The following is a 23,837-nucleotide window of genomic DNA, read 5'->3' as shown; positions in this document are numbered from 1 at the left end:
ATATTTCTACAAATTATGCTATCATTATATCTATTGTATATTGAAGAGGTGATTGTATGTTAAAGATTGGATCTCATGTTTCTATGAGTGGTAAGAAAATGTTATTAGCAGCAAGTGAAGAGGCTGTTTCATACGGTGCAACAACGTTTATGATTTATACAGGTGCACCGCAAAATACACGAAGAAAACCAATTGAAGAATTGAACATAGAAGCAGGAAGAAAACATATGGAGCTGAACGGAATTGAGGAAATTATCGTCCATGCGCCGTATATTATTAATGTTGGGAATACGACGAAGCCAGAAACATTCCAATTAGGCGTAGACTTTCTTCGCATGGAAATTGAAAGAACATCGGCATTAGGTGTAGCGAAACAAATTGTTCTTCACCCAGGAGCGCACGTTGGTGCTGGAGCAGATGCTGGTATTCAACAAATTATTAAAGGGCTTAATGAAGTATTAACGCCAGAACAGACGGTTAACATTGCGTTAGAGACGATGGCAGGAAAAGGAACAGAATGCGGTCGTAGCTTTGAAGAAATTGCGAAGATTATTGATGGTGTAAAATATAATGAAAAGCTATCTGTATGCTTTGATACGTGTCATACGCACGATGCAGGATATGATATTGTAAATGACTTTGACGGCGTATTAAACGAATTTGATAAGATCATTGGTATAGATCGTTTACAAGTACTTCATATTAATGATAGTAAAAATGTACGCGGAGCAGGAAAAGACCGTCATGAAAACATTGGATTTGGTCACATTGGGTATAAAGCATTGCATCACATTGTACATCATCCACAGTTAATGCATGTACCAAAAATTCTTGAAACACCGTATGTAGGGGAAGATAAAAAAGATAAGAAGCCACCATATAAATTGGAAATCGAAATGCTGAAAAACGGCACTTTTGATGAAGGGCTTCTTGAAAAAATTAAAGCGCAATAAGGAGGGGAAATCCCCTCCTTATTTTAGTAGTTGCTGAAATAATGTATTTACTTGTTGGGCAGTGGCAGGGGAAGTTACTTTTGCGATTTGTTTTAAGAGCTCTAGTCGCTCGTTGTTATCGTAAATATTAATATTTTTACCCTTCATAAGTAAAACGATTTGGTCAGCTTGTGCGGCTGTAATAGGAACTTCGTATTCTTTGCTATATTTTAATAACTCTTTTGTAGAAATATGATTTAATTTTTTATTAACAATTTGTTTAATGAGGTTCATCTTATTATCCTCCTTCACGCGTTCTTCTATCGAAATATATGAGCATGTAGCTTGTACATATTCGTATGGAGTTTCTTTTTTCATGAGGAAAAGAAGCGTATGTTATAATATAAGGACGAAACTACAGAAAAAGAGTACAGGGAGGGCTTATGGAGCAAAAGCAACATCGAAAAGAAAGTGTTATTCATCTCATTTATCGTTTAGTTATGATTATTTTTGGAGCAGCATGCGCGGCGGTGGCGATTGAACTATTTTTAATGCCAAATAAAATTATTGATGGTGGAATTATTGGTATTTCTCTTATATTAGATTATCTTACTCCTAACATTTGGTGGTTAAGTTTTTCTACTTTAGTCGTTGTTCTCAATATCCCATTTATGTATTCCGGTTATAAGCAAATTGGAAAAACATTTATGTTATCTTCGACATTTGGTATTGTAGCGTTAGCTTTCATTGAGTCAACGTTACATGCGGTGCCACCATTTACAACAGAACCTATTTTAGCGACAGTGTTTGGTGGGCTTATTTTAGGTCTTGGTGTAGGACTTGTAATTCGTCATGGTGGGTCGTTAGATGGAACTGAAATTATGGGGATTTTATTAACGAAGAAACTACCGTTCTCTGTTGGTGAATTCGTAATGTTTGTGAACTTATTTATTTTTGCATGGGCAGCATTTGTGTTTGGTGTGGAACAAGCGATGTATTCTGTTATGACGTACTATATCGCATTTAAAACAATCGATACAGTAATTCAAGGGCTAGATGAAACGAAGGCGGTTTTAATTGTATCTGATCAATATGAGGAAGTATCAAACGCGATTTTGCATCGTCTTGGCCGTGGAACGACAAAGCTTGTAGCAAAAGGTGGTTACACGGATAAAGAAAAAGAAGTTATTTATGCAGTTGTAACGCGTCTAGAAGTGACGAAATTAAAGTCAATTGTGCATGAAATTGATGAAAATGCGTTTGTTACGATTATGAGCACGCAAGAGACAAATGGTGGTAAGTTTAAATCGGCTATTCACTAAAAGTTTATAGGAATATTTTTTGAAAGCAGAGAATTTTTCTCTGCTTTTTGTTATAATAGTAAGGTTTCTTGAAAAAATAGATATATTTTAGGCAGATTGGTTTACAACTATAATAAGCTGTACTATAATTCAAATAGATATAAATCGGAATCATTCTGAATTAAAATAGGTGAGATGCTATGAATAATATATTAGAAATTGAAGGTTTAACATTCCGATATGAAGATCGGAATGTGTTAGAAAATATTAATTTGCAAGTTCCGAAGGGAGCTTTTTTAGGTTTAGTGGGACCGAATGGTTCAGGTAAATCAACTTTACTTAAGTGTTTATTAGGCGTTTTAAAGCCAAAAGAAGGAAGCATACGCGTGTTTGGCGTTGATAGTAAGAAGTTTAAGGAATGGAACAAAGTTGGTTATGTATCCCAAAAGGCAAATAGTTTCAATTCTGGTTTTCCAGCAACTGTTTCTGAAGTTGTCTCAATGGGACTTGTTTCGAAAAAAGGGCTTTTTCGCTTTTTTACAAAAGAGGATAAAAAAAAGGTAGAAAAAGCAATTGCTGATGTAGGGATGAGTGAGTTTCAAGGTCGTAACATTGGAGAGCTTTCTGGTGGACAGCAACAGCGTGTATTTATTGCTCGTGCGCTCGTTAGTGATCCTGAATTGCTTATTTTGGACGAGCCTACTGTTGGAATCGATGTGAAAAATGTGGAAAGTTTTTACGAAATATTAGAGGATTTAAACAAAAGGCTCGGGATCACATTAATTCTTGTTACTCATGATATGGGAGCTGTTACTGAAAAAGTAACACATGTTGCATGCCTAAACCAACATCTACATTTCCATGGAAATGTAGAGAAGTTCCGAGAGTTAGAAGATGCAGAAATGTCCGTCTTATATGGACATCATGTTCATCGTTTAGAACACGAACATGAGCATCACGGGAGGATATAATGATACAAGATTTTTTACAATATGACTTTTTACGTAATTCTTTATACGCAGGTATTTTAATTGGACTTGTTGCACCGCTAATTGGTGTGTTTGTTGTTATTCGTCGTTTATCTCTTATTGCGGATGCATTAAGTCACGTGACGTTATCGGGTATTGCAGCAAGTTTATTACTTGAAAAAACCATTTTTACAGGTGGATTTTTAAACCCCTTATATATGGGGATGATTTTCTCGATTGGTGGAGCGCTACTAATCGAAAAGTTACGAACTGTATATAAGCACTATCAAGAATTAGCAATTCCAATTATCCTTTCGGCAGGGATGGGGGTTGGAGTTATTTTCATTTCACTTGCAAATGGATTTAACACAGACTTATTTAGTTATTTATTTGGTAGTGTCAGTGCTGTAACAAGTACAGATTTAATTATTATTGGGATTGTAGCAATTGTTGTTGTTGCGACAATTATTTTATTATATAAAGAGCTGTTTCTATTATCATTTGATGAGGAATACGCAGTATCAACTGGTTTAAGAGCGAAATGGATTCACTTTATTTTCATTATATTAGTTGCTCTTGTCATTGCAGTATCAATGCGTGTAGTGGGGGTTCTTCTTGTATCATCATTAATGACGTTACCAGTTGCAGCAAGTATTCGTATTGCTAAAGGATTTAAACAAACAATTTTCTTTTCCATTTTATTTGGTGAAATTGCAGTAATTGGTGGAATGTTTGCTTCGTATCAACTTGATCTAGCGCCAGGTGGTACAATTGTTATGATAGCAGTTCTTATTTTAATCGGTGCGATTTTATGGAAGAAGAAAAAAACTGCATAAAGTAGGGATAGGTATGAATCTAACAGAAGCTTTACGCCTAATGAAAGAAAAAGGATATAAACATACTGGAAAAAGAGAAGAGATGCTCAGATTATTTGCAGCACATAATCGTTATTTAACTGCGAAAGACGTTTTAGAACATATGAAAGACGATTATCCAGGGCTTAGTTTTGATACGATTTATCGTAACTTAACAGTTTTTGCTGAGATTGGTGTTTTAGAACAAACGGAATTAAATGGCGAAAAACATTTTCGTTTTACTTGTTCTATTATGGAACATCATCATCATTTTATTTGTTTGGATTGTGGGGGGACGAAAGAGATTACTTCCTGCCCAATGGATTTTATGAATAAAGATTTTACTGGTTATGAAGTAACGGGTCATAAGTTTGAAATATATGGTCGTTGTCCAAAATGTGCAAAGTAAAAGCTCGTCGGTTATGTAACTGACGAGCTTTTTTACGTAGAAAAGAAGGTTGCTCACAAATATTGTGGCAACCTTCTTTTTATTGTTCTTGTGTCTCTTTTTCTTTTTCTCGTTCAGCAGCCATTTCAGCAGCAATTACGTCGATTTCTTTTTTCAGTTCTTCTACCATTGTTTCTTCTGGTACTTTACGAACGACTTGCCCTTTACGGAATAATAATCCCTCTCCACGTGCACCGGCAATACCGATATCAGCTTCACGAGCTTCACCAGGGCCATTTACAGCGCAACCAAGTACTGCAACTTTAATTGGTACTTGAAGTGTAGAGATGTATTCTTCCACTTCGTTAGCAATGCTAATTAAATCGATTTCAATACGACCACAAGTTGGACAAGAGATAAGTGTTGCTGCATTAGACGCAAGACCGAATGATTTTAATAATTCGCGAGCAACTTTTACTTCTTCAACTGGATCAGCACTTAATGAAATACGTAGTGTATTTCCGATGCCTTTATTTAAGATTGCTCCAAGACCAGCAGCACTTTTTACAGTTCCGGCAAACAATGTTCCAGATTCTGTAATACCTAAATGTAATGGATAATCAAAAGCACGAGCAGCTTTCTCGTATGCTTCGATTGCTAAGTTAACATCAGAGGCTTTCATAGATACGATAATATCGTGGAAATCTAAGTCCTCTAAAATTTTAATATGATGTAGCGCGCTCTCAACCATACCATCTGCAGTTGGGTACCCGTACTTTTCTAAAATGTGTCGCTCTAATGAACCAGCGTTTACACCGATACGGATTGGAATACCGCGCTCTTTTGCTGCATTTACAACAGCTTCTACTTTATGGCGACGACCAATATTACCTGGATTGATACGTACTTTATCGATGCCACCTTCAATTGCTTTTAAAGCAAGGCGATAATCAAAATGAATATCAGCAACAAGTGGAATGTTGATTTGTTTTTTTATATCAGCAATAGCATCTGCTGCGCGTTCATCTGGAACGGCAACGCGGACGACTTGACAGCCGGCTTCTTCTAAACGCTTGATTTCAGCAACTGTTGCTTCAACATCATGTGTTTTTGTTGTTGTCATACTTTGTATAATTAATTCATTATTACCGCCGATTGTTAAATTACCGACTTTAACTGGACGTGTTTTTGTACGATGAGTCATTTCATTCACGAATAGATCGCTCTCCTTATAAAAGAAGTTTCTTATTTAGTCCCTCATATCAATGATAGTATACGTGATATAGGGCTATAGAAACCGAAGTACTCGGTTTCACTTTTACTATTGTATCAGCGCCTTTATGTAATTGACAAGGATTAAGTGATAGCTTATTGATATAACGGGAATTTATAAGACTTTCCAATTTGTATTTTTGTAGCAGATGTACTTTTGTTTAATTGTTTAAAGTCGTCAATGACTTTTTCTATGGAAGGAATTTTTTTCTTGTTAATTTGTTCTGTAATAGAAAGAACTGTCTCACCAGTTTTTACTTCAATTGTTTTATAAGATACATCCGTTTCTTTTTCTGTTTTGTTCGCTTTATTTTGTTGACTGTCTGTGTTTTCTTTTTTAATTGTTTGAGCAGCAGTTGTTTTTTTATATGAACTTAACATCGGTAAAGTACCGATTTTTATATCGTAATAAAATATATAACCGAGAACAAGCACGAATAGGAATATACCTAATCTCTTCATATTCTTCACTCCTTTGCTAGGAATATATGCTTGTCCAAAAAAAAAATGCCTATTTAGGCATTTTTTATTTTTCTTTCGGTTTGGGTACCTCTTTAATCGTTAAGTATAGAACGATTAAAACAACAGCGATATAAATGAACGTTGCTCCAGGTACGACGATTTTGAATAAATCCATAATCATGAAGAAAATGGTTGGGATTGTGTAGCTGTATGCAGTTAGTGTCCAAACTTGTTTATAGGATAGTTTACGTTGACCGCTCATAGCAGAACCGATGAACGCAAGTAAAGTCACGCCTACAAAAGTGATGAATAATTGGAATAGGTACACTAAGAATCCAATAACAAATAATAAAATTGGATAAATATTATCGAATAAAGAAATAAATTCTTGTAGATCTTTTTTCTCAAGAGATGCACCTAACAAATCGTTATAAGAATACGTTTGTGTTTGACCATTTCCCATAGAGACTACTTTATCTTTTAAAACAAATAAACCTGTTTTATTTTGATATTTTTCTAGGTCTGTTGAATTTGGATCAAATACGAAAAGTGTATTTCCTTCTTCTTTTTCAATAGGTTGATCAATATCGGCTTTTAGTTCGCCATTTTCGATTTTAAAATCAGGTAAATCTTTATCGATGACTTGATTTACCATGCCAACACCATCCTGGATAAAACTACCGTACAAAAAAGTTCTTGGAATAGTAGTAATTAAGCAAAGTAGCATAATATACAAAATGGTTTTACCGATTTTTTGAAAACGGAATAGCGCCATATCTTTAGGCGAGTATATGCTTTTTACGAATTGGGTAAATATGGACATAGATTCACTTCCTTTATGTATGTATAAAATCATTGTAACGTAGGAATCTAGAGAATCTCAAGATATATTATATTTACATATAGTGGAGATAACTAAATTTCTTTTATTAACTTTCTTCTTTTAAATAAGAAAAATACAATTGACACTTTTCTTTTCTATATGGTAAATTTATCTTACATTTCTTAAAGAGCATATCCGATAGGAATTCCTCTATTTGATATGTTGTTACATACATAATTGTGGACCCTTAGCTCAGCTGGTTAGAGCAGACGGCTCATAACCGTCCGGTCGTAGGTTCGAGTCCTACAGGGTCCATATCCATTTCGCATGTTTATTATGTTAGCAGGAAGCTTCCTTGTAGAAGGAAGCTTTTTTTACGGAATATATGAGCATTTTAATTGAAAAGAAGTGGGAATTTTGCTACTTTAATGATAGCAAGACAATGTGATTTATTTGTTTGCACCCTATGGCAATTAGGGTAGAATGAAGTTGTATGTCACTTAAGTGGCAATACATAAACTGGGAGGAATATAACAATGGCAAAACACGAATTACCAAATTTACCTTATGCGTATGATGCTTTAGAGCCTCACTTTGACAAAGAAACAATGAACATCCATCATACAAAACATCACAACACGTACATTACAAACTTAAACGCTGCTTTAGAAGGTCATGCAGAATTAGCTGACAAAAGCGTAGAAGAATTAGTTGCAAACTTAAACGAAGTACCAGAAGCAATCCGTACAGCAGTACGTAACAATGGTGGCGGACATGCTAACCATACATTCTTCTGGACAATCCTATCTCCAAACGGCGGAGGACAACCTGTAGGTGAACTTGCAACTGCAATTGAAGCAAAATTCGGTAGCTTCGATGCATTCAAAGAAGAATTCGCAAAAGCTGGCGCAACTCGCTTCGGTTCTGGTTGGGCTTGGTTAGTAGTAAACAATGGTGAGTTAGAAGTAACAAGCACTCCAAACCAAGATTCTCCTTTAACTGAAGGTAAAACTCCAGTTATCGGTTTAGATGTTTGGGAGCATGCTTACTACTTAAACTACCAAAACCGTCGTCCAGACTACATCGGCGCATTCTGGAACGTTGTAGATTGGAACGCTGCTGAAAAACGTTACCAAGAAGCAAAATAATCGTAATAAATATAGAAAAAGCTAGGGGAGAGCTCCTAGCTTTTTTCTATGCTTTCCTTTTACATAATTGGGCTTGTCTTTGGAAGACTAGAACATGAAGTAAAGGAGAGTTGTGTATGAAATGGAAACATATAATTGGTGACGTTGAAGTGAATCGGGATTTAGTGTTATTGCTCCTTATAGGAGGTTTATACACGCTCGCAATTTCTTTATCGAATACGTTTGTAAATATTTATTTATGGAAACAAACACAAAATTATGTGAATCTTGGCTTGTATAATTTAGCCAGCGTGGTATTACAGCCTCTCACATTTCTTGTAGGGGGAAAATTAGCGAAACGTATCGATCGCTCGATTTTATTACGAATAGGAGTAGGGACGCTCGCAATTTTTTTTATTGTTGTCTTAGTAGCAGGGAAAAGTGCTTCTCAGTATATTTTATTAATGGGGGCTCTTTTAGGAGTAGGATACGGTTTTTACTGGTTGGCTTTTAACTTATTGACATTTGAAATTACAGAACCAGAAACAAGAGATTTCTTTAATGGGTTTCTTGGACTTCTTACATCCTTCTCTGGAATGATTGGACCAATAGCAGCAGGATACACAATTTCACGTATGGAGAAATGGAGTGGCTATACTGTTATATTCTTTCTTTCATTAGTTCTATTTGCAATTGCTGTCGTCTTAAGCTTCTTTTTATCTAAAAGAGAATGTGAAGGGCGTTATGAAATCGTGCAAGTATTGAAAGAACGACGGATTGATAAAAATTGGGGAAAGATTACACGAGCTCATTTTTTCCAAGGATTGAGAGAAGGAACGTTTATTTTTGTCATTTCAGTATATGTTTATTTAGCAACTAATAGTGAGTTTGCATTAGGGAAATACAGTTTAGTGAACTCTGCTGTATCCTTTGTATGTTATTACTTAGTTGCTCGTATGTTAAAGAAGGAGTGGCGAAAAAAAGCAATTTTACTTGGAGGCATTATTTTATATGCTGTCGTCTTTTTAGTTATTTTCAATGTTACATACACGAAATTACTTATTTATGCGGCATGTATTGCAATTGCATATCCTATTTTACTTGTTCCGTACGGATCAATGACATATGACGTAATTGGTAGAGCGAAAAATGCGAGAGAATGGCGTGTGGAATATGTCGTTGTTCGGGAGCTGTGGTTAAACGCCGGAAGAATCTGTTCCATTTTAAGTTTTTTATGTGCTGTACTATTCTTTCCACCTGAAAAAAGTTTACCTTACTTATTATGTATTTTAGGTGCTGGACATTTTCTTATTTATTTTGCAGTTAAAAATGTCAAATATGATGAGGGAAATGCGAGTAAAGCAAGTGTTGTAACGCAAGGGAACGCGCAAAACCAAACTGAACCAGAAGGTTAACTTCTCGTTTGTTTTATGCTAGAATAGAAAAAGATGTAAGACAGCAGTGAGGACACCTGTATGAAGGTGTCCCTTTCACATTACATAGCTGTTGGTAGAGGGGGTTTGTATGAGCAAGAAACAGAAGCAAAATAAGAAAAAGACCCACGTTCCTTTTCGGTTAAACGTGCTGTTTTTCTGCGTGTTTTTAATGTTCTCCGCGGTTATTGTAAGGCTCGGATATGTACAAATTGTTCGTGGTGAAGAATATAAGAATGAAGTGGAGAAGAAAGAAAACTCAACGATAAGTAATCCTGTACCGCGTGGGAAAATATTTGACCGTTATGGGCGAGCTGTAGTAGATAATGTAGCCATTCGTACTATTACATTTACAAAAATGAAAGGATCAACTGCAGAAGATCGCTTAGAAACAGCGAAAAAGCTAGCAGATTTGATTGAAGTACCGACAGATAAATTAACGGATCGCGATAAAAAGGATTATTGGCTTGCTATGCATAAAGAGGAAGCTAAAGAAAAAATTACGAATAAAGATCGTCAAGAGTTTAAAGATAAAAAAATTGATGATAAAGAATTAGACGAGCGCCAGCGAAGTCGTGTAACAGAAGAAGAGGTTAATCAATTATCCGCAAAAGATTTAGAAATACTCGCGATTAAGAGTAAGATGGATGGCGGATATGCAATGACACCTCAAGTTATTAAAAAGGATGCTACAGAAAAGGAATATTCGATTATTAGTGAAAACTTAGCAGCATTACCAGGTGTAGATACGAATGTTGATTGGGATCGAAAATATACGTACGATGATTTATTCCGAAGTGTACTTGGTGGGGTGTCGACATCTGATGAAGGTTTACCGAGAGAAAGACTAGATTACTATCTTGTTCGTGATTATAATCGAAATGACCGAGTAGGAAAAAGTTATCTTGAGCAACAGTATGAAGATAGCCTACACGGTACGAAAGCAGAAGTTAGAAATGTTACAGATAAAAACGGTAATATTTTAGAAACGATTAATGTATCAAAAGGACAAAGTGGTAATGACCTGAACTTAACAATTGATATGGAATTACAAAAGCGCGTGGAAGATATTCTTGCGAAGAATTTAATGAGGTTTAAAGGAAGCGAACCTCTTTTAGATCGCGCATTCGTTGTAATGATGAACCCAAAAAATGGCGAAGTTTTATCTATGGCGGGGAAACAATTAGTTAACGAAGATGGTCAAACGAAAGTAAATGACTTTGCATTAGGTACCATGACAAGTTCTTATCCGATGGGATCAACTGTAAAAGGTGCAACAGTACTTACTGGATATCAAACTGGTGCGATTCAACCAGGATCGGTGCAATTGGATGAACCAATTAAATTAAAAGGTACACCTACGAAGTCGTCTTGGAAAACGATGGGATACATTAATGACCTTACAGCTTTAAAAATGTCTTCTAACGTTTATATGTTTAAAACAGCGATGAATATCGCCGGTGTTCAGTATGTGAGAGGTGGTACGTTAGATATACCTCAAAAAGCATTTGATACGATGCGTTATTATTTCGGACAGTTTGGACTTGGTGTAAAAACAGGAATTGATTTACCGAATGAATCTGCTGGTCAGATGGGTAGAAGTAGTCAACCAGGTTTCTTACTAGATTTATCAATTGGACAGTATGATACGTATACACCGCTTCAATTAGCGCAATATATTTCGACGATTGCCAATGGCGGATATCGTATGCAACCACAAGTTGTAAAAGAAATTCGTCAACCGGCAGTGAAACCGGATGAAGTTGGGAAAGTTGTTCAATCTATGGAACCGAAAGTATTAAATCGTGTTGATATGCCAGAATCGCAAATTAAACGTGTTCAAGAAGGATTTAGACAAGTTTATAATGATTCAGGTGGTACAGCTACAAAATACTTTACAGGTGCAAAATATAAAGCGGCAGGGAAGACAGGTACCGCGCAAACTGTGTATGGCGGAGATAAAGAGATTGGTAGAAAGGCAAACGGTGAACGTGTGGAAACATATAACTTAACATTAGTAGGTTATGCGCCACTTGAAGATCCAGAAGTAGCATTCTCTGTTGTCGTTCCGTGGGTACATGATGATAAGACTGGTATTAATGGATATATTGGTCGTGAAATTATGGACGCTTACTTTGATTTAAAAAACAAAGAAGTAAATGGTGAAGCTCCAAAAGATGATAAAGACAATAAAAATAAAGAGCAAGATGATGAATAAAAAAGTTGTAAAAAAGCACACTATCTGAAAAGATAGTGTGCTTTTTTTTATGGTTTATGCATATCGTGTAATAAATGTGGACAAGTATACAACATTGAAAAAAACGCGGCCGTATAAATGATACTTGTATATGGTGGGATAGGGGATAAATATTTTATAGGGAAATCATCAGAGGAAATGAATAGCTACTACTGAATTGAAATTGTACCGTATGTTGATTTATGTGGAACTTTACAAAACTTTTACAAACAATTAAAACCGAATTAATAGTTTAGCAGTATTCTTATATCTGTAATCCTGTTATTTCCGGTTACTTCTAGGAGGAAGAACACGTGAAATGGATGCGTACACCGATTAAAGTTTTCGTATTATCAATATGGTTCCTCTGTTTTGAAATGTCTACTGCATTTGCTTTAAATGATACGGGAGAAGTGAGAGTTGATGGATCCTCAACGGTTTTTCCTATTATAGAAGCAGTAGCGGAGGAATATACAAAGGTGCATCCAGACGTGAAAATTTCCATCAGTATTTCTGGAACTGGGGGAGGATTTAATCGTTTCAGTAAAGGAGAAGTAGATATAAATAATGCTTCGAGAGTAATGAAACAAGTCGAGAAAAATGAAATGAAGAAAAACTCTATTCAGTTCACACCTTTTGAGGTTGCTAACGACGGTCTTACGATTGTTGTGAATCGCCATAATACATGGGTAGACGATATGTCAGTAGACGAGTTACGACTACTTTGGAGTGAAGATGGAAGAGAGAAGCGATGGTCACAAATTCATTCAACATGGCCACGTGAACAAGTGAAGTTTTATGCACCAGGCGTAGACTCTGGTACGTATGATTATTTTCAAAATGTCATCTTACAAAATCATCGCATTGTAAAAAAAGTCTCTTTGTCTGAAGATGATCAAGTTATTATGCAAGGGGTAATGAATGATAAACATGCCATTGCTTTTGTAGGATATGCTTATTATATGGCTAATCGAGATAAGGTGAAAGCAATAAAAGTAAATGGTGTATTTCCGACGAAAGAGACCATTCAATCAGGTAAGTATAAGCCGTTATCTAGGCCGCTACTTACTTATGTGAATAATGCATCTATCCGAAATAAAATGAATGTAGCAAACTATGTTGAGTTTATGATTCAGCATGTCGGTAACCTCGCTGAAGAGGTCGGGTATGTAAAATTAAAAAAAGAAAAATACAATGAACAGCTGCGTATGTTAACAGAAATAAAAAGGTAATGTCAGGGTGGAAAGGGGTTTTCATCTTTGGCTCATAATGACAAAAGTCAAATTACATTTTCTGTACAACATTTGATTGAAAGAAATACAAAACAAAGAAAAAAAACGCAGCGAATCAATCGAATAGTACCTTTATTACTAAAAATAATTGCTAGTGTTTCTATTGTGACGACACTTGGCATTGTTTTTACGCTCTCTAATGAAACAATCATGTTTTTTCAAAAAATATCATTATACTCCTTTTTGACGGAGAAAGAATGGTTACCATTTTTTGAAGACCCTAAATTCGGTATATTACCACTTATATGTGGAACGTTCCTTGTAACAGCAATTGCTATGTTTGTAGCAATTCCTATCGGTTTAGCGTGTGCCGTATTTTTAAGCGAATATGCTTCAAATAGTGCACGGAAAATATTAAAGCCGATGTTAGAGCTATTAGCAGGTATCCCGACAATTGTATATGGTTTTTTTGCATTAACAGTTGTTACACCGCTTTTACAAAGGATTATACCAGATTTACAGTTTTTTAATGCGATTAGTCCAGGAATCGTTATCGGATTTATGATGATGCCTACAATTGCATCTCTATCTGAAGATGCGATGAGAGCTGTGGCGAAAGGGACGAAAGAAGCTTCATTAGCACTCGGAGCGACGCGGTTTGAAATGGTAAAACAAGTGGTGTTTCCGTCCGCTTTTACAGGGATTATGGCAGCAATTATATTAGCAGCTTCTCGTGCAATTGGTGAAACGATGATTGTTGTAATTGCAGCAGGATCCACACCAAATGTATCGCTTGATCCGACACATTCTATTCAAACGTTAACAGCCTATATTGTGCAAGTAAGTTTAGGTGATGCTCCGCATGGAACGATTACGTATTACAGCATGTATGCTGTAGGCGCAACATTATTTTTGTTTACCTTTATTATGAACATCATTTCGCAGTCAATTATGCGCCGTTTTAGGAGGATGACATAATATGCGAATGTTGAATCATAAAAAAATACAAAAAAATATGGCATCACGCTTTTTAAAAGATCGAATTTACAAATTGTTATTTTATATAGCAATTTTATTTTCAATCGTAATTTTGTTTTTGTTACTGTTTCAAATTGTTGAAAAAGGTATAAGTTATCTTTCAATAGATTTCTTTACAAATTTCGCTTCACGTAATCCGAAAGAAGCTGGTATTGCTGCAGCTTTGTCAGGGACAATATTATTTATGAGTATTGTTATACCTGTTTCTTTTATATTTGGAGTTGGAACAGCACTTTATTTAGAGCAATATGCGAAGGAATCTCTATTTAAAAAAATAATAGAGATTAATAATCAAACGTTAGCAGGAGTACCATCCGTTGTATTTGGATTGCTTGGTTTAACTATTTTTGTATATGCTCTTCATTTAGGAGAGAGTATAGTTGCAGCAGCATTGACGATGAGTCTACTCGTTTTACCAACAGTTGTTGTGGCGAGTCAAGAAGCAATTCGATCAGTACCAAGTGTTTTATTAGAGGGTTCTTACGGATTAGGTGCTACGAAGTGGCAAACGATGTATCAAATTGTATTGCCATATGCTTTCCCAGGGATTATAACGGGCTGTACGTTAGCGATATCAAGAGCAATTGGAGAGGCTGCACCACTATTAGTTATTGGGGCACTTGCGTTTGTAAATTATGTTCCATTTAGTATGTTTGATAGATTTACAGTTCTACCAATTCAAATTTTTAATTGGATGAGTAGGCCACAAGAAGAATTTCAGTATGTAGCAGCAGCTGGGATGATTGTTTTGTTAGGTTTGTTGCTATTTATCAATATATTTGTTTTATGGTTACGAAATCGAAAATAAGTTGGAAGTGGATGAAAGGGGAATTCAAATGGTAGCAACAGTAGTAAATGTACAGGTGAAAAACGAAGAGAAAATCGAGACTGCGCCAAAGAAGGTAGTATTTGATACGAAAAACTTAAATTTATGGTACGGGGAAGACCATGCTTTAAAAGATATTAATTTAAGTATTCATGAGAATGAAGTTACAGCCATTATCGGTCCAAGTGGCTGTGGTAAATCAACGTACTTAAAAACATTAAATCGCATGGTAGAGTTAGTACCGATCGTTCGAACTACAGGTGTAATTGAGTATAGAGAACGCAATATATTTGATAAATCATATCCAGTTGAAGAATTAAGAACGCATGTAGGAATGGTGTTCCAAAAGCCAAATCCATTTCCAAAATCTATTTATGAGAATGTAACATACGGTCCAAAAATCCATGGTATTCGTGACAAAAAGACATTAGATGAAATTGTTGAAAAAAGTTTACGTGGAGCAGCGATTTGGGATGAGTTAAAAGATCGTTTGCACGATAATGCATACGGTTTATCTGGTGGACAGCAACAGCGTCTATGCATCGCACGCTGCTTAGCTATTGAGCCAGACGTTATTTTAATGGATGAGCCAACATCGGCATTAGACCCAATTTCAACATTAAAAGTAGAAGAATTAATTCAAGAGCTAAAGAAAGATTTTAGTATTGTTATCGTAACGCATAATATGCAACAAGCAGCGCGTATTTCAGACAAAACAGCTTTCTTCTTAAGCGGGGAAGTTGTGGAGTATACAGATACAAACAAATTATTTACGACTCCTTCAGATAAGCGTACAGAAGATTATATTACAGGTCGCTTTGGTTGATATCGTTTCAAAGCTAAGAGCAAATGCCCTCTTAACAGAGGGCATTTCTTATTTTATCTTACTGTTAATAAAGAAGTAATACTTCTCCTTATCTTAAGTTTTATTACAAGCGTAAGAGGCTATGTAGGAGATTTACCCCGCTATTTGCGGGCAGTAAGACCCCCACCTTAAAATTTAGCGAAAGCAAAGAAGTTAGGGAGGGGATCTTGCTGCCTATCAAATCCCGATTGATGAGGGTTGATTAAAGTTTCACTTTTATATAATGGCACATAATATTGAGGGGGAAGAAAAATGGTAAGAGAACAGTTTCAAGGTGATTTAAAAGCGTTACAGCAAAAGGTGATTGAGCTTGGAGAATTAGCAAATGCGGCTTTATTGATTGCTATGGAAGGTCTGCATACAAGAGATGTAGAGAAAGCGTTAGAGGTCATTGATGGTGATTACCGCATGGATAATTTAGAAGAGGAAATAAACGATCTTGCGCTTATGCTCATTACGAAGCAGCAACCTGTAGCAAGTGACTTAAGAAGGATTTTTATTTCAATTAAAACAGCGACAGATTTAGAGCGCATTGCAGATCATGCTGTTAATATTGCAAAGGCTACAATTCGTCTTGGGGAAAAAGAAGTGGCTGTTAGTTTGCACAACCTAGATGAAATGTTTGCGGTTGCAAATGAGATGTTGCATTTAGCGTTAGAAGCATATGAACAAGAAAATTTAACTTTTGCGAAACAAATTGCTGAAATGGATGATTCCGTTGATGAAATATATGGAAAAGCAATTCGTGAGTTTATATCTTCAGTTCCGGAACAACCAGAAGCAATTACGCAAATTACACAATTATCATTTGTCGCGAGATATATTGAGCGTGTAGCAGATCATATTACAAATATTGCTGAAAATGTCTTTTATTTAGTAAAAGGAAAGCATTATTTATTGAATGAGTAGGAATGAAAGTAGGTGATGAGAAATCACCTGCTTTTTTTAGTCAAAACATGACAAAAAAAGCTCGTTGTTTCCTTTAGTTTATGATGATAAGATGTATCATAATGTAATGGAAAAATTAGTATATATGTTTGTCGTTAATAAGTATTATTTACCAATTTATAGTAAGCGCTTTCTTGTTGTTTGAAATGTACGTTTTTATAGGTTAGAAATTTAATTATATAGTCTTCTAAATGAGGATGTGTTTAACTAATCAAGTTTATGCTGCTAGTTCATGTGGGATAGGGAATATACATATGGTATATGGAGTTACTGAACATTATATAAGTGGAGGCTGAAGTATATGAAGGGGGTTATTTTAGCTGGAGGAAAAGGAAGGCGCCTTAGACCATTAACATGTAATACTCCAAAGCCGATGTTACCATTATTAGAAAAACCAGTTTTAGAATATAATATTGAGTTATTACGCCAGCATGGTATTCGTGAAATTGCAATTACTGTTCAATATATGAGTACGACCATTAAGCAATATTTTGGTGACGGTAGTAAATGGGGAGTTAACTTGTATTATTTTGAAGACTCTCCTCCGCTTGGCACAGCAGGGAGTATTAAACAAGCAGAACAATTTTTAGATGAAACATTTGTTGTGATAAGCGGGGATGCATTAACTGACTTTCAATTATCAGAAGGAATTAGGTTTCATGAACAAAAGAAAAGAATGGTAACAATGTTTGTGAAAGAAGTAGAAAATCCACTCTCATTTGGATTGGTTGTAATGAATAAAGACCAGGAGGTTACACGATATATAGAAAAGCCGGGCTGGAATGAGGTAGTATCTAATGTTGTGAATACAGGCATATATATTATGGAGCCAGAAGTCTTTTCTTACATACCGCCTAGGCAATTTTTTGATTTCAGTCATGATGTGTTTCCGTTATTGGCAAACAAAAATGTGTTATTCGCATATTTGTCAGAAGGTTATTGGTTAGATATCGGCACATTTAATCAATATCGACAAGCACAATTTGATTTGTTAACGAAAAAGTTACAAGTACCTATTCCTTATACAGAAGTATTACCGATGGTATGGATGGGAGAAGGGGTGACGATTGGTAAAGGGACGAAAATTCATGGCCCCTCTTTTATTGGAGAAGGAGCAAAGATTGGTACAGGAGCTGTAATTGAGCCATATTCTATTATTGGGAAAAATAGTATCGTTTCAAATTATTCTCATCTTCAAAAAAGTATTGTTTTTGCAAATGCCCACATTGGGAAGTATTGTGAACTATTAGAAACGACAATAGGAGAGCGTACAATAGTTGAAGATGATGTTACACTGTTTCAAAAAAGTGTTGTAGCGGATCACTGTCACATCGGAAGAAGTACGGTAATTAAGCAAAAAGGAAAACTATGGCCTTATAAGGCGATTGATAGTCATTCGATAGTAGGAGCGGCTGGTATTCAAGAGAGTGAAATGAGTGCAGGGTGGTTACAAAAAAGCCGCATTGTAGGAAGAGGGAATGTTGAAATTACTCCCCAGTTTATCGTGAAGATTGCGATGGCGTATGGTTCTCTTTTTAAAAAAGGAGAAAGTATATTAATTGGAAGTCAAGAAAATATAGAAACAACCTCTTATAAAAATTTATTTTTACATGCTATTCATGGTATAGGGATTCATACGATGGAATGTAAAGAAATGAACGAGTCACTTTTTCAATATAGTGTTCATCATTTGCAATGTGCAGGTGGGGTTTTCATTCAAGTGGAGAATGAGAATGAGATTGTTATAAAGTTGTATGGTCAAGCTGGCATGCCGTTAACGTATAAGCAGCAAAAAGAGATAGAACAAGTATATATGTCCGAATTGTTTTATTACGTGCATGAGAAAGAGATGGGGCGAAATAAGCTGGTTCATGTTTCTATGAATGAGTATATAGAAGTTATATTGGGGCATATTGATATCGAGAAAATACAGATGCAGAAGTTTCATCTTCTTATTAATAAGAGAAATGATACGTTGCAACATTTACTTATGCTCTTTCTACAAAGACTTGGTTGTACAGTTACATGGATTTATGCAAGCGAACAAAAAGATCATGTGAAAGCTTTGATGAAATCAAGTAAAGCGAATATGGCTCTTATGTTTTCTGAGCAAGGAAATCATTTCGAGTTATACGATAAACATAGTAATATTTACCAAGGTACAGATTTGGAAGAGGTCGATATTCCAGATTTCTTACTCGAATCGACAGGAAATATTTACCCAATGTCTTTGAAGTTAGGAGAATGTTATCTTCTATTTTATACGCAGGATGAAAGAAAGTCGTTTCAAGTAAGGTGGAAGCGAGATATTTTATATCGGATTGGAAAATTATTCGAGCTAATAGCATTGCAAGGAAAAACGTTTCTCAGCATAGTAGAGCAATCACCTCCGCTCTATTTACTTTATGATGAAGTGGTATGTTCATGGAATGAAAAAGGGGAAATTATGAGGAAATTATTGGATGATATAGAAAGGAAGGGAGAAGGTATATTTGAAGGAGTACAGTTCAAATATACTGAAAAAGAGTGGTCTTATATCGTTTCTGACACAAAACAACCAAAATTTTTGGTGTATTCACATGCTAGAAACCCAGTAATAGCAAGGGAAAATATGAAAAATCTTATAGAAAAAATTAGACAATATCAAAAGGTGTAGAATTTTTATTTTAAAAGTGGTATTATAGTATAGTCTGATTTAAGTTATTAGTACTGGAGGGAAATAAGAATGCGTGTGAATATTACTCTAGCATGTACAGAATGCGGAGATCGTAACTATATCTCAAAGAAAAATAAACGTAACAACGCTGAGCGTATCGAGCTTAAAAAGTATTGCAAGCGTGACAAGAAGTCTACGTTACACCGTGAAACAAAGTAAGCAGTAGGAATATTTTCCTACTGTTTCTTTTTTTATTCGATTCCTATGTTAAAAGTGATACACTATCAGCATAGAGTAAAGTGTCACTGTAAGGGGGAGAATGTGTGAAAGCAGAGAAAGTACGTTTACGTAAACAAATAATAGAACACATGAATTCTTTATCAGAAGAACAGTATACAACTTTATCAGAACAGATTGCATTTTCGTTGTATGCGCAAAAAGAGTGGGTTGAAGCTAAAACAATTGGAATTACTCTTTCAATGGAAAATGAAGTGAATACATATCCTATTATCGAAAAAGCTTGGGAAGAAGGAAAGAAAGTTGTAGTTCCTAAGTGTAATAAAGGAACTAGAACGATGTCCTTCCGGCAAATTAATAATTTTGATCAATTAGAAACGGTGTATATGAATTTACGTGAACCGATTCCCGGGCTTACGGAAGAAGTGAATATGGATGAAATTGATCTTCAAATTGTCCCAGGCGTAGCTTATACAGAACGAGGAGAGCGAATTGGGTACGGCGGTGGCTATTATGATCGTTATCTCGTGCATTATAAAGGGAAAACGCTGTCATTAGCGTATGATTTTCAAATGGTAAAACACATTCCAGTAGAGCCATTTGATAAAAACATAGAAAAAATTATTACAGAAAAAGGAACACTGCTTATAAATAAGCTTGTATAGACAAATAAAAATTGACGAGACTTTTTCTTCTTGATTATAATAAAATATGTGAACGTTTTCTTATTATAATTTTTTATAGTAAGTGAGCATAGAGGGTGATGAAATGGTATCTATTTATGATATTCAGCAATTGCTAAAGAAATTTGGTACGATTATTTATACGGGAGATCGAATTGCAGATTTACAATTAATGCAAGATGAATTGCGTGAATTAAATCAATCACAGCTAATCGATCCACAAGACTATCAAACAGCTTTATTTTTATTGAAGCAAGAAATTCAAAAAGAGCTAAATAAGAATTAGATAAAGGTAGGTAAGCAACATGGAAGAGAAATGGTTAGTTGGTGTTGACCTTGGTGGTACAACGATTAAATTAGCATTTATTAATGTATACGGTGAAATTTTACATAAGTGGGAAATCCCTACGAATACAGGTGAGCAAGGAAAACATATTACACTTGATGTTGCGAAAGCAATTGATAAAAAGCTAGAAGAATTAGGCGAATTGAAGAGCAAATTAATTGGTATTGGTATGGGAGCTCCTGGTCCTGTACATGTGGCGTCTGGAATGATTTATGAAGCGGTTAATTTAGGATGGAAAAACTATCCGCTAAAAGATTTATTAGAAGTAGAAACAGGATTACCTGTTGTTATTGATAATGATGCAAACTTAGCAGCGCTTGGTGAAATGTGGAAAGGTGCTGGTGAAGGTGCAAAAGATTTAATCTGTATGACACTTGGTACGGGCGTTGGTGGTGGTGTAATCGCCAATGGTGAGATTGTACACGGCGTGAGTGGTGCTGCTGGTGAGATTGGACATATTACAGTCGTTACAGAAAATGCTTTCCCATGTAATTGCGGGAAGTCTGGTTGCTTAGAAACAGTAGCATCTGCGACAGGTATTGTACGTGTTGCTATGCAAAAAATACAAGAGACTAATAAAGAGAGCATGTTGCGTTCTATGTTAGCTGAAGAAGGACGTATTACATCAAAAGATGTCTTTGAAGCACTTGGACAAGGTGATGAATTAGCAGGTGAAGTAGTAGAAAAAGTAGCTTCTTATTTAGGATTAGCTGTAGCGAACCTTTCTAGTACATTGAACCCAGAGAAAATTGTTATTGGTGGAGGCGTGTCTAAAGCTGGAGATGCGCTATTAGAACCAATTCAACGCTATTTCGAGCAATACGCTTTCTCACGTGCTGTAAAGAGCACGAAGTTAGCTATTGCAACACTTGGTAATGATGCAGGTGTTATCGGAGGAGCTTGGCTTGTAAAAAAGCACAAATACGAAGCGAAGATGATATAAGTTGTGAAATATGAAAAGAGGAAGGGGGAACCCTTCCTCTTTTTGTGTAAAATCTCGATGAAGAATAAAGTGTAAACGAATTAAGCTGCTGGTGGATACCCGTTATATAGAACAGTCATGATCGTAAACCATCCGAAAACGAGTACAGTTGCAATTGCAAAGCCGCTCGCGAAAAAGTTTTTTTCACGAAGTGTTCTAAGCGTAGCAAATACAGCTAACAGAGTGACAAGTGTAAAAATAATAACAAGGCCCATACAATATCCTCCTCTGTCTACCCATTTCTTATTATGAGTTTTTGGAATATTTACTCTTTTATATTGTACATGTTTTAAAAATGATTGTCGAGATAGCATCCTTTCTTTTCCTCAGAGAAAGAAATGTTGTATCATTAAAAGTAAGTTTTTAATAACTGGAGGAGATTTTTATATGAAATGGATACAAATGCCGTTAGGCCCATTACAAACAAATGCTTATATTTTAATGAACGATCAAAAAGAGTGCATTATCTTTGACCCTGGTCATGAAGGTGAAAAGCTCGTTACATATTTACAAGAAGAACAATTAAAACCATTGGCTGTTTTATTAACACATGCTCACTTTGATCATATCGGTGCTGTTGATGCCGTAAGAGACGCTTTTTATATTCCTGTGTACGTACATAAAGAAGAAGCAGATTGGTTAGGAGATGCAACTGTAAACGGCTCTCAAATTTTTATGATGAACCGCAGTATTACAGCAAAACCAGCGGATCATATTATTGATGCAGAAGGTACATTAACAATTGGATCATTTAATTTTGAAGTTTTTGAGACACCAGGACATTCTCCAGGAAGTATTTCTTATTATAGTAAAGAAGCGAATGCTGTATTCTCAGGAGATGTATTGTTCCAAATGAGCATTGGAAGAACAGATTTGCCTGGTGGAAGTTTTGCTGAATTAATTGGAAGTATTGAAGAGAAATTATTTGTATTACCAGATGAAACAGCGGTGTTATGTGGACATGGTCCAGAAACAAGCATTGGCTTTGAAAAAGAAAATAATCCGTTTTTACAATAAGGAGTTATTATGGGAATGGAGCTCATTTTAAGAGAATGGATGGGGAAAGAAAAGGATTATTCAATTTCATATAGTACGTATATGAACCTTGTATTGTATACGGAGGGTCATGGATATTATATGAAAGAACGTGAAAAGATTGGAAGACAAGGGGATTTTTTTACAAGTAGCAATGTATCCTCTGTTTTTGCAAAAACTTTTGCTAAACTTTTTATTCGTCTTGTTGAAAATGGTGAAGTTGCTTCGAATATTTGTGAGGTTGGTGGGGGAACAGGGAAGTTTGCCTATGATGTTTTACAAGAATGGAAGCAATTATCTCCAAACACCTTTATTAATTTAAACTATTCAATGATTGAAGTGAGCCCTTTTCATAGGAAATTACAGCAGGAGCAACTTGGCTCATTTTCTAATGTATCGTACTATACCTCCTATAGTGAAATGGGAGATTCTTTCGAGGGAATTCTTTTTTCGAATGAGTTGTTTGATGCATTTCCTGTTGAAGTAATTGAGAAAAGAAATGGTATATTGTATGAAGTACGTATTACATATACAGAGGAAGGAAACCTTTCAGAAGTATGTAGGCCGTTAAATAAAAGAATTGGTCGCTATTTATTGAAATATAATATTTATATTGCTGAAGGGCAACGTTTTGAAGTACCAATTGTTATGGAGGAGTATATAAAAGAAATTTCGAAATGGTTTCAAAAAGGTATATGTATTACAGTTGATTACGGATACACAAAAGAAGAATGGATGCATCCAGCACACCGCGAAGGAAGTTTGCGAGGATATTATCAGCATAAGCTAATGCGTAACCCACTAGCGCATCCAGGTGAAATGGATCTTACTACTCATGTTCATTGGGACGAGCTAAAGGAGATCTTTAGTATGCAAGGAATGAGTGCAGTATGGCATAAGAAACAATCTGAGTTCTTGTTAGCTACAGGGATATTAGAACAGCTTACGAGCCATCAAGATACGAATCCTTTTTCTGAAACGCAAAAACAAAATCGAGCAGTTCGTTCTATGATTTTAAATGGAGGAGTAGGGAGTTCGTTTGATGTTGTTATACATACAAAAGATATGCAACATTTACATTTGGATCAGTATGTAACAATATAAAAAACAAGACACAGTATATACTGTGTCTTGTTTTTTAATACGACTTATGTAGTATTATATATTTCCTCTCATGATATATATTTATATTA

25 protein-coding genes and 1 tRNA gene are annotated in these 23,837 nt (G+C 35.5%); 21 read left to right on the top strand and 5 right to left on the bottom strand.

Annotated features, from left to right (window positions below; genetic code table 11):
- Positions 1 to 56 precede the first annotated feature (56 nt).
- Positions 57 to 953: a deoxyribonuclease IV gene (locus ACTFSL_RS12875; RefSeq protein WP_440041816.1), complete on the top strand. Its 897-nt coding sequence runs from the start codon at positions 57 to 59 to the stop codon at positions 951 to 953.
- Positions 954 to 971: 18 nt separating this feature from the next.
- Here the strand turns inward: ACTFSL_RS12875 and ACTFSL_RS12870 are convergent, their stop codons facing one another.
- Positions 972 to 1,226 (bottom strand): DUF2624 domain-containing protein, encoded by a 255-nt coding sequence (locus ACTFSL_RS12870; RefSeq protein ID WP_001048954.1) that lies wholly within the window; start codon positions 1,224 to 1,226, stop codon positions 972 to 974.
- Positions 1,227 to 1,375: 149 nt separating this feature from the next.
- On the opposite strand from ACTFSL_RS12870, the gene ACTFSL_RS12865 reads away from it, so the two are divergent.
- From ACTFSL_RS12865 to ACTFSL_RS12850, 4 genes are all read left to right on the top strand, one after another.
- Positions 1,376 to 2,254: a YitT family protein gene (locus ACTFSL_RS12865; RefSeq protein WP_000435963.1), complete on the top strand. Its 879-nt coding sequence runs from the start codon at positions 1,376 to 1,378 to the stop codon at positions 2,252 to 2,254.
- A 179-nt stretch (positions 2,255 to 2,433) separates the two neighbouring features.
- Positions 2,434 to 3,204, top strand: coding sequence for a metal ABC transporter ATP-binding protein (locus ACTFSL_RS12860; protein ID WP_001059662.1), 771 nt, complete (start codon positions 2,434 to 2,436; stop codon positions 3,202 to 3,204).
- Positions 3,204 to 4,037 carry a metal ABC transporter permease gene (locus tag ACTFSL_RS12855; RefSeq protein WP_000613815.1) on the top strand — a complete coding sequence of 278 codons (834 nt, stop codon included), beginning with the start codon at positions 3,204 to 3,206 and terminating at the stop codon, positions 4,035 to 4,037. Before ACTFSL_RS12860 ends, ACTFSL_RS12855 begins: the two co-directional genes overlap by 1 nt.
- Positions 4,038 to 4,050: 13 nt before the next feature.
- Positions 4,051 to 4,464 (top strand): Fur family transcriptional regulator, encoded by a 414-nt coding sequence (locus ACTFSL_RS12850; RefSeq protein WP_001054516.1) that lies wholly within the window; start codon positions 4,051 to 4,053, stop codon positions 4,462 to 4,464.
- A 79-nt stretch (positions 4,465 to 4,543) separates the two neighbouring features.
- Here ACTFSL_RS12850 and ispG read toward each other — a convergent pair whose 3' ends face one another.
- The 3 genes from ispG to yqgB all read right to left on the bottom strand — a co-directional run bounded on the left by ispG (position 4,544) and on the right by yqgB (position 7,000).
- Positions 4,544 to 5,647, bottom strand: a complete 1,104-nt coding sequence (ispG, locus tag ACTFSL_RS12845) for a flavodoxin-dependent (E)-4-hydroxy-3-methylbut-2-enyl-diphosphate synthase (protein ID WP_153577907.1) — start codon at positions 5,645 to 5,647, stop codon at positions 4,544 to 4,546.
- 164 nt (positions 5,648 to 5,811) lie between these two features.
- Entirely contained in the window at positions 5,812 to 6,177 is a 366-nt protein-coding gene (gene yqfZ, locus ACTFSL_RS12840) for a protein YqfZ (protein WP_000825414.1), read from the bottom strand.
- Between the two features lie 64 nt (positions 6,178 to 6,241).
- Positions 6,242 to 7,000 carry a protein YqgB gene (gene yqgB, locus ACTFSL_RS12835; RefSeq protein WP_000021898.1) on the bottom strand — a complete coding sequence of 253 codons (759 nt, stop codon included), beginning with the start codon at positions 6,998 to 7,000 and terminating at the stop codon, positions 6,242 to 6,244.
- Positions 7,001 to 7,241: 241 nt separating this feature from the next.
- Here yqgB and ACTFSL_RS12830 point away from each other — a divergent pair.
- From ACTFSL_RS12830 to glcK, 14 genes are all read left to right on the top strand, one after another.
- A tRNA-Ile gene (locus ACTFSL_RS12830) sits at positions 7,242 to 7,315 on the top strand.
- A 221-nt stretch (positions 7,316 to 7,536) separates the two neighbouring features.
- Complete coding sequence (gene sodA / locus ACTFSL_RS12825; RefSeq protein ID WP_001052031.1) at positions 7,537 to 8,148, top strand: superoxide dismutase [Mn]; 612 nt, start codon at positions 7,537 to 7,539, stop codon at positions 8,146 to 8,148.
- A gap of 116 nt (positions 8,149 to 8,264) precedes the next feature.
- Positions 8,265 to 9,542: an MFS transporter gene (locus tag ACTFSL_RS12820; protein ID WP_000871384.1), complete on the top strand. Its 1,278-nt coding sequence runs from the start codon at positions 8,265 to 8,267 to the stop codon at positions 9,540 to 9,542.
- Positions 9,543 to 9,651: 109 nt separating this feature from the next.
- Positions 9,652 to 11,778, top strand: coding sequence for a peptidoglycan D,D-transpeptidase FtsI family protein (locus ACTFSL_RS12815; RefSeq protein ID WP_000038977.1), 2,127 nt, complete (start codon positions 9,652 to 9,654; stop codon positions 11,776 to 11,778).
- A 332-nt stretch (positions 11,779 to 12,110) separates the two neighbouring features.
- Positions 12,111 to 13,028, top strand: coding sequence for a PstS family phosphate ABC transporter substrate-binding protein (locus tag ACTFSL_RS12810; protein ID WP_006927031.1), 918 nt, complete (start codon positions 12,111 to 12,113; stop codon positions 13,026 to 13,028).
- Positions 13,029 to 13,055: 27 nt separating this feature from the next.
- The gene (gene pstC, locus ACTFSL_RS12805) at positions 13,056 to 14,006 is read left to right on the top strand and encodes a phosphate ABC transporter permease subunit PstC (protein WP_000940918.1); all 951 of its coding nucleotides are present in this window, start codon (positions 13,056 to 13,058) and stop codon (positions 14,004 to 14,006) included.
- 1 nt (position 14,007) lies between these two features.
- Entirely contained in the window at positions 14,008 to 14,874 is an 867-nt protein-coding gene (gene pstA, locus ACTFSL_RS12800) for a phosphate ABC transporter permease PstA (RefSeq protein WP_071741141.1), read from the top strand.
- A gap of 28 nt (positions 14,875 to 14,902) precedes the next feature.
- Positions 14,903 to 15,718: a phosphate ABC transporter ATP-binding protein gene (gene pstB, locus ACTFSL_RS12795; RefSeq protein ID WP_000226686.1), complete on the top strand. Its 816-nt coding sequence runs from the start codon at positions 14,903 to 14,905 to the stop codon at positions 15,716 to 15,718.
- Positions 15,719 to 16,009: 291 nt separating this feature from the next.
- Positions 16,010 to 16,666, top strand: coding sequence for a phosphate signaling complex protein PhoU (phoU, locus tag ACTFSL_RS12790; RefSeq protein ID WP_000251240.1), 657 nt, complete (start codon positions 16,010 to 16,012; stop codon positions 16,664 to 16,666).
- A gap of 340 nt (positions 16,667 to 17,006) precedes the next feature.
- Entirely contained in the window at positions 17,007 to 19,361 is a 2,355-nt protein-coding gene (locus tag ACTFSL_RS12785) for a sugar phosphate nucleotidyltransferase (RefSeq protein ID WP_000679342.1), read from the top strand.
- Between the two features lie 69 nt (positions 19,362 to 19,430).
- On the top strand, positions 19,431 to 19,580 hold the full coding sequence (rpmG, locus tag ACTFSL_RS12780) for a 50S ribosomal protein L33 (RefSeq protein ID WP_001265616.1): 150 nt from the start codon (positions 19,431 to 19,433) through the stop codon (positions 19,578 to 19,580).
- A 104-nt stretch (positions 19,581 to 19,684) separates the two neighbouring features.
- Positions 19,685 to 20,263 carry a 5-formyltetrahydrofolate cyclo-ligase gene (locus tag ACTFSL_RS12775; protein ID WP_000642750.1) on the top strand — a complete coding sequence of 193 codons (579 nt, stop codon included), beginning with the start codon at positions 19,685 to 19,687 and terminating at the stop codon, positions 20,261 to 20,263.
- A gap of 103 nt (positions 20,264 to 20,366) precedes the next feature.
- A complete protein-coding gene (locus ACTFSL_RS12770) occupies positions 20,367 to 20,567 on the top strand; it encodes a YqgQ family protein (protein WP_000253699.1) in 201 nt (66 codons plus the stop codon).
- Positions 20,568 to 20,586: 19 nt separating this feature from the next.
- A complete protein-coding gene (glcK, locus tag ACTFSL_RS12765) occupies positions 20,587 to 21,570 on the top strand; it encodes a glucokinase (RefSeq protein ID WP_000391701.1) in 984 nt (327 codons plus the stop codon).
- A gap of 80 nt (positions 21,571 to 21,650) precedes the next feature.
- Here glcK and ACTFSL_RS12760 read toward each other — a convergent pair whose 3' ends face one another.
- Positions 21,651 to 21,824 carry a DUF2759 domain-containing protein gene (locus ACTFSL_RS12760; RefSeq protein WP_000524852.1) on the bottom strand — a complete coding sequence of 58 codons (174 nt, stop codon included), beginning with the start codon at positions 21,822 to 21,824 and terminating at the stop codon, positions 21,651 to 21,653.
- A gap of 172 nt (positions 21,825 to 21,996) precedes the next feature.
- On the opposite strand from ACTFSL_RS12760, the gene ACTFSL_RS12755 reads away from it, so the two are divergent.
- Entirely contained in the window at positions 21,997 to 22,626 is a 630-nt protein-coding gene (locus ACTFSL_RS12755; protein ID WP_000871231.1) for an MBL fold metallo-hydrolase, read from the top strand.
- Between the two features lie 9 nt (positions 22,627 to 22,635).
- Entirely contained in the window at positions 22,636 to 23,748 is a 1,113-nt protein-coding gene (locus ACTFSL_RS12750; protein ID WP_440041815.1) for a class I SAM-dependent methyltransferase, read from the top strand.
- Positions 23,749 to 23,837: the final 89 nt, after the last annotated feature.

It is taken from the genome of Bacillus cereus group sp. MYBK108-1 (assembly GCF_051917185.1).
In the GTDB taxonomy this organism is placed as follows: Bacteria; Bacillota; Bacilli; order Bacillales; family Bacillaceae_G; genus Bacillus_A; species Bacillus_A cereus.
The sequence above is the reverse complement of the archived record's forward strand: the minus strand, read 5'-3'. Positions and strand labels throughout refer to the sequence as shown.

What these genes read in the sequence shown, in the direction of transcription:
- phoU (WP_000251240.1), top strand. Translation starts at nt 16,010, where the DNA reads ATGGTAAGAGAACAGTTTCAAGGTGATTTAAAAGCGTTACAGCAAAAG.
- yqfZ (WP_000825414.1), bottom strand. Translation starts at nt 6,177, where the DNA reads ATGAAGAGATTAGGTATATTCCTATTCGTGCTTGTTCTCGGTTATATA.
- pstB (WP_000226686.1), top strand. Translation starts at nt 14,903, where the DNA reads ATGGTAGCAACAGTAGTAAATGTACAGGTGAAAAACGAAGAGAAAATC.
- ACTFSL_RS12815 (WP_000038977.1), top strand. Translation starts at nt 9,652, where the DNA reads ATGAGCAAGAAACAGAAGCAAAATAAGAAAAAGACCCACGTTCCTTTT.
- ACTFSL_RS12865 (WP_000435963.1), top strand. Translation starts at nt 1,376, where the DNA reads ATGGAGCAAAAGCAACATCGAAAAGAAAGTGTTATTCATCTCATTTAT.
- ACTFSL_RS12875 (WP_440041816.1), top strand. Translation starts at nt 57, where the DNA reads ATGTTAAAGATTGGATCTCATGTTTCTATGAGTGGTAAGAAAATGTTA.
- ACTFSL_RS12870 (WP_001048954.1), bottom strand. Translation starts at nt 1,226, where the DNA reads ATGAACCTCATTAAACAAATTGTTAATAAAAAATTAAATCATATTTCT.
- sodA (WP_001052031.1), top strand. Translation starts at nt 7,537, where the DNA reads ATGGCAAAACACGAATTACCAAATTTACCTTATGCGTATGATGCTTTA.
- ACTFSL_RS12820 (WP_000871384.1), top strand. Translation starts at nt 8,265, where the DNA reads ATGAAATGGAAACATATAATTGGTGACGTTGAAGTGAATCGGGATTTA.
- rpmG (WP_001265616.1), top strand. Translation starts at nt 19,431, where the DNA reads ATGCGTGTGAATATTACTCTAGCATGTACAGAATGCGGAGATCGTAAC.
- ACTFSL_RS12760 (WP_000524852.1), bottom strand. Translation starts at nt 21,824, where the DNA reads ATGGGCCTTGTTATTATTTTTACACTTGTCACTCTGTTAGCTGTATTT.
- ACTFSL_RS12855 (WP_000613815.1), top strand. Translation starts at nt 3,204, where the DNA reads ATGATACAAGATTTTTTACAATATGACTTTTTACGTAATTCTTTATAC.
- glcK (WP_000391701.1), top strand. Translation starts at nt 20,587, where the DNA reads ATGGAAGAGAAATGGTTAGTTGGTGTTGACCTTGGTGGTACAACGATT.
- ACTFSL_RS12770 (WP_000253699.1), top strand. Translation starts at nt 20,367, where the DNA reads ATGGTATCTATTTATGATATTCAGCAATTGCTAAAGAAATTTGGTACG.
- ACTFSL_RS12850 (WP_001054516.1), top strand. Translation starts at nt 4,051, where the DNA reads ATGAATCTAACAGAAGCTTTACGCCTAATGAAAGAAAAAGGATATAAA.
- ACTFSL_RS12860 (WP_001059662.1), top strand. Translation starts at nt 2,434, where the DNA reads ATGAATAATATATTAGAAATTGAAGGTTTAACATTCCGATATGAAGAT.
- ACTFSL_RS12750 (WP_440041815.1), top strand. Translation starts at nt 22,636, where the DNA reads ATGGGAATGGAGCTCATTTTAAGAGAATGGATGGGGAAAGAAAAGGAT.
- ispG (WP_153577907.1), bottom strand. Translation starts at nt 5,647, where the DNA reads ATGACTCATCGTACAAAAACACGTCCAGTTAAAGTCGGTAATTTAACA.
- ACTFSL_RS12785 (WP_000679342.1), top strand. Translation starts at nt 17,007, where the DNA reads ATGAAGGGGGTTATTTTAGCTGGAGGAAAAGGAAGGCGCCTTAGACCA.
- ACTFSL_RS12755 (WP_000871231.1), top strand. Translation starts at nt 21,997, where the DNA reads ATGAAATGGATACAAATGCCGTTAGGCCCATTACAAACAAATGCTTAT.
- pstA (WP_071741141.1), top strand. Translation starts at nt 14,008, where the DNA reads ATGCGAATGTTGAATCATAAAAAAATACAAAAAAATATGGCATCACGC.
- yqgB (WP_000021898.1), bottom strand. Translation starts at nt 7,000, where the DNA reads ATGTCCATATTTACCCAATTCGTAAAAAGCATATACTCGCCTAAAGAT.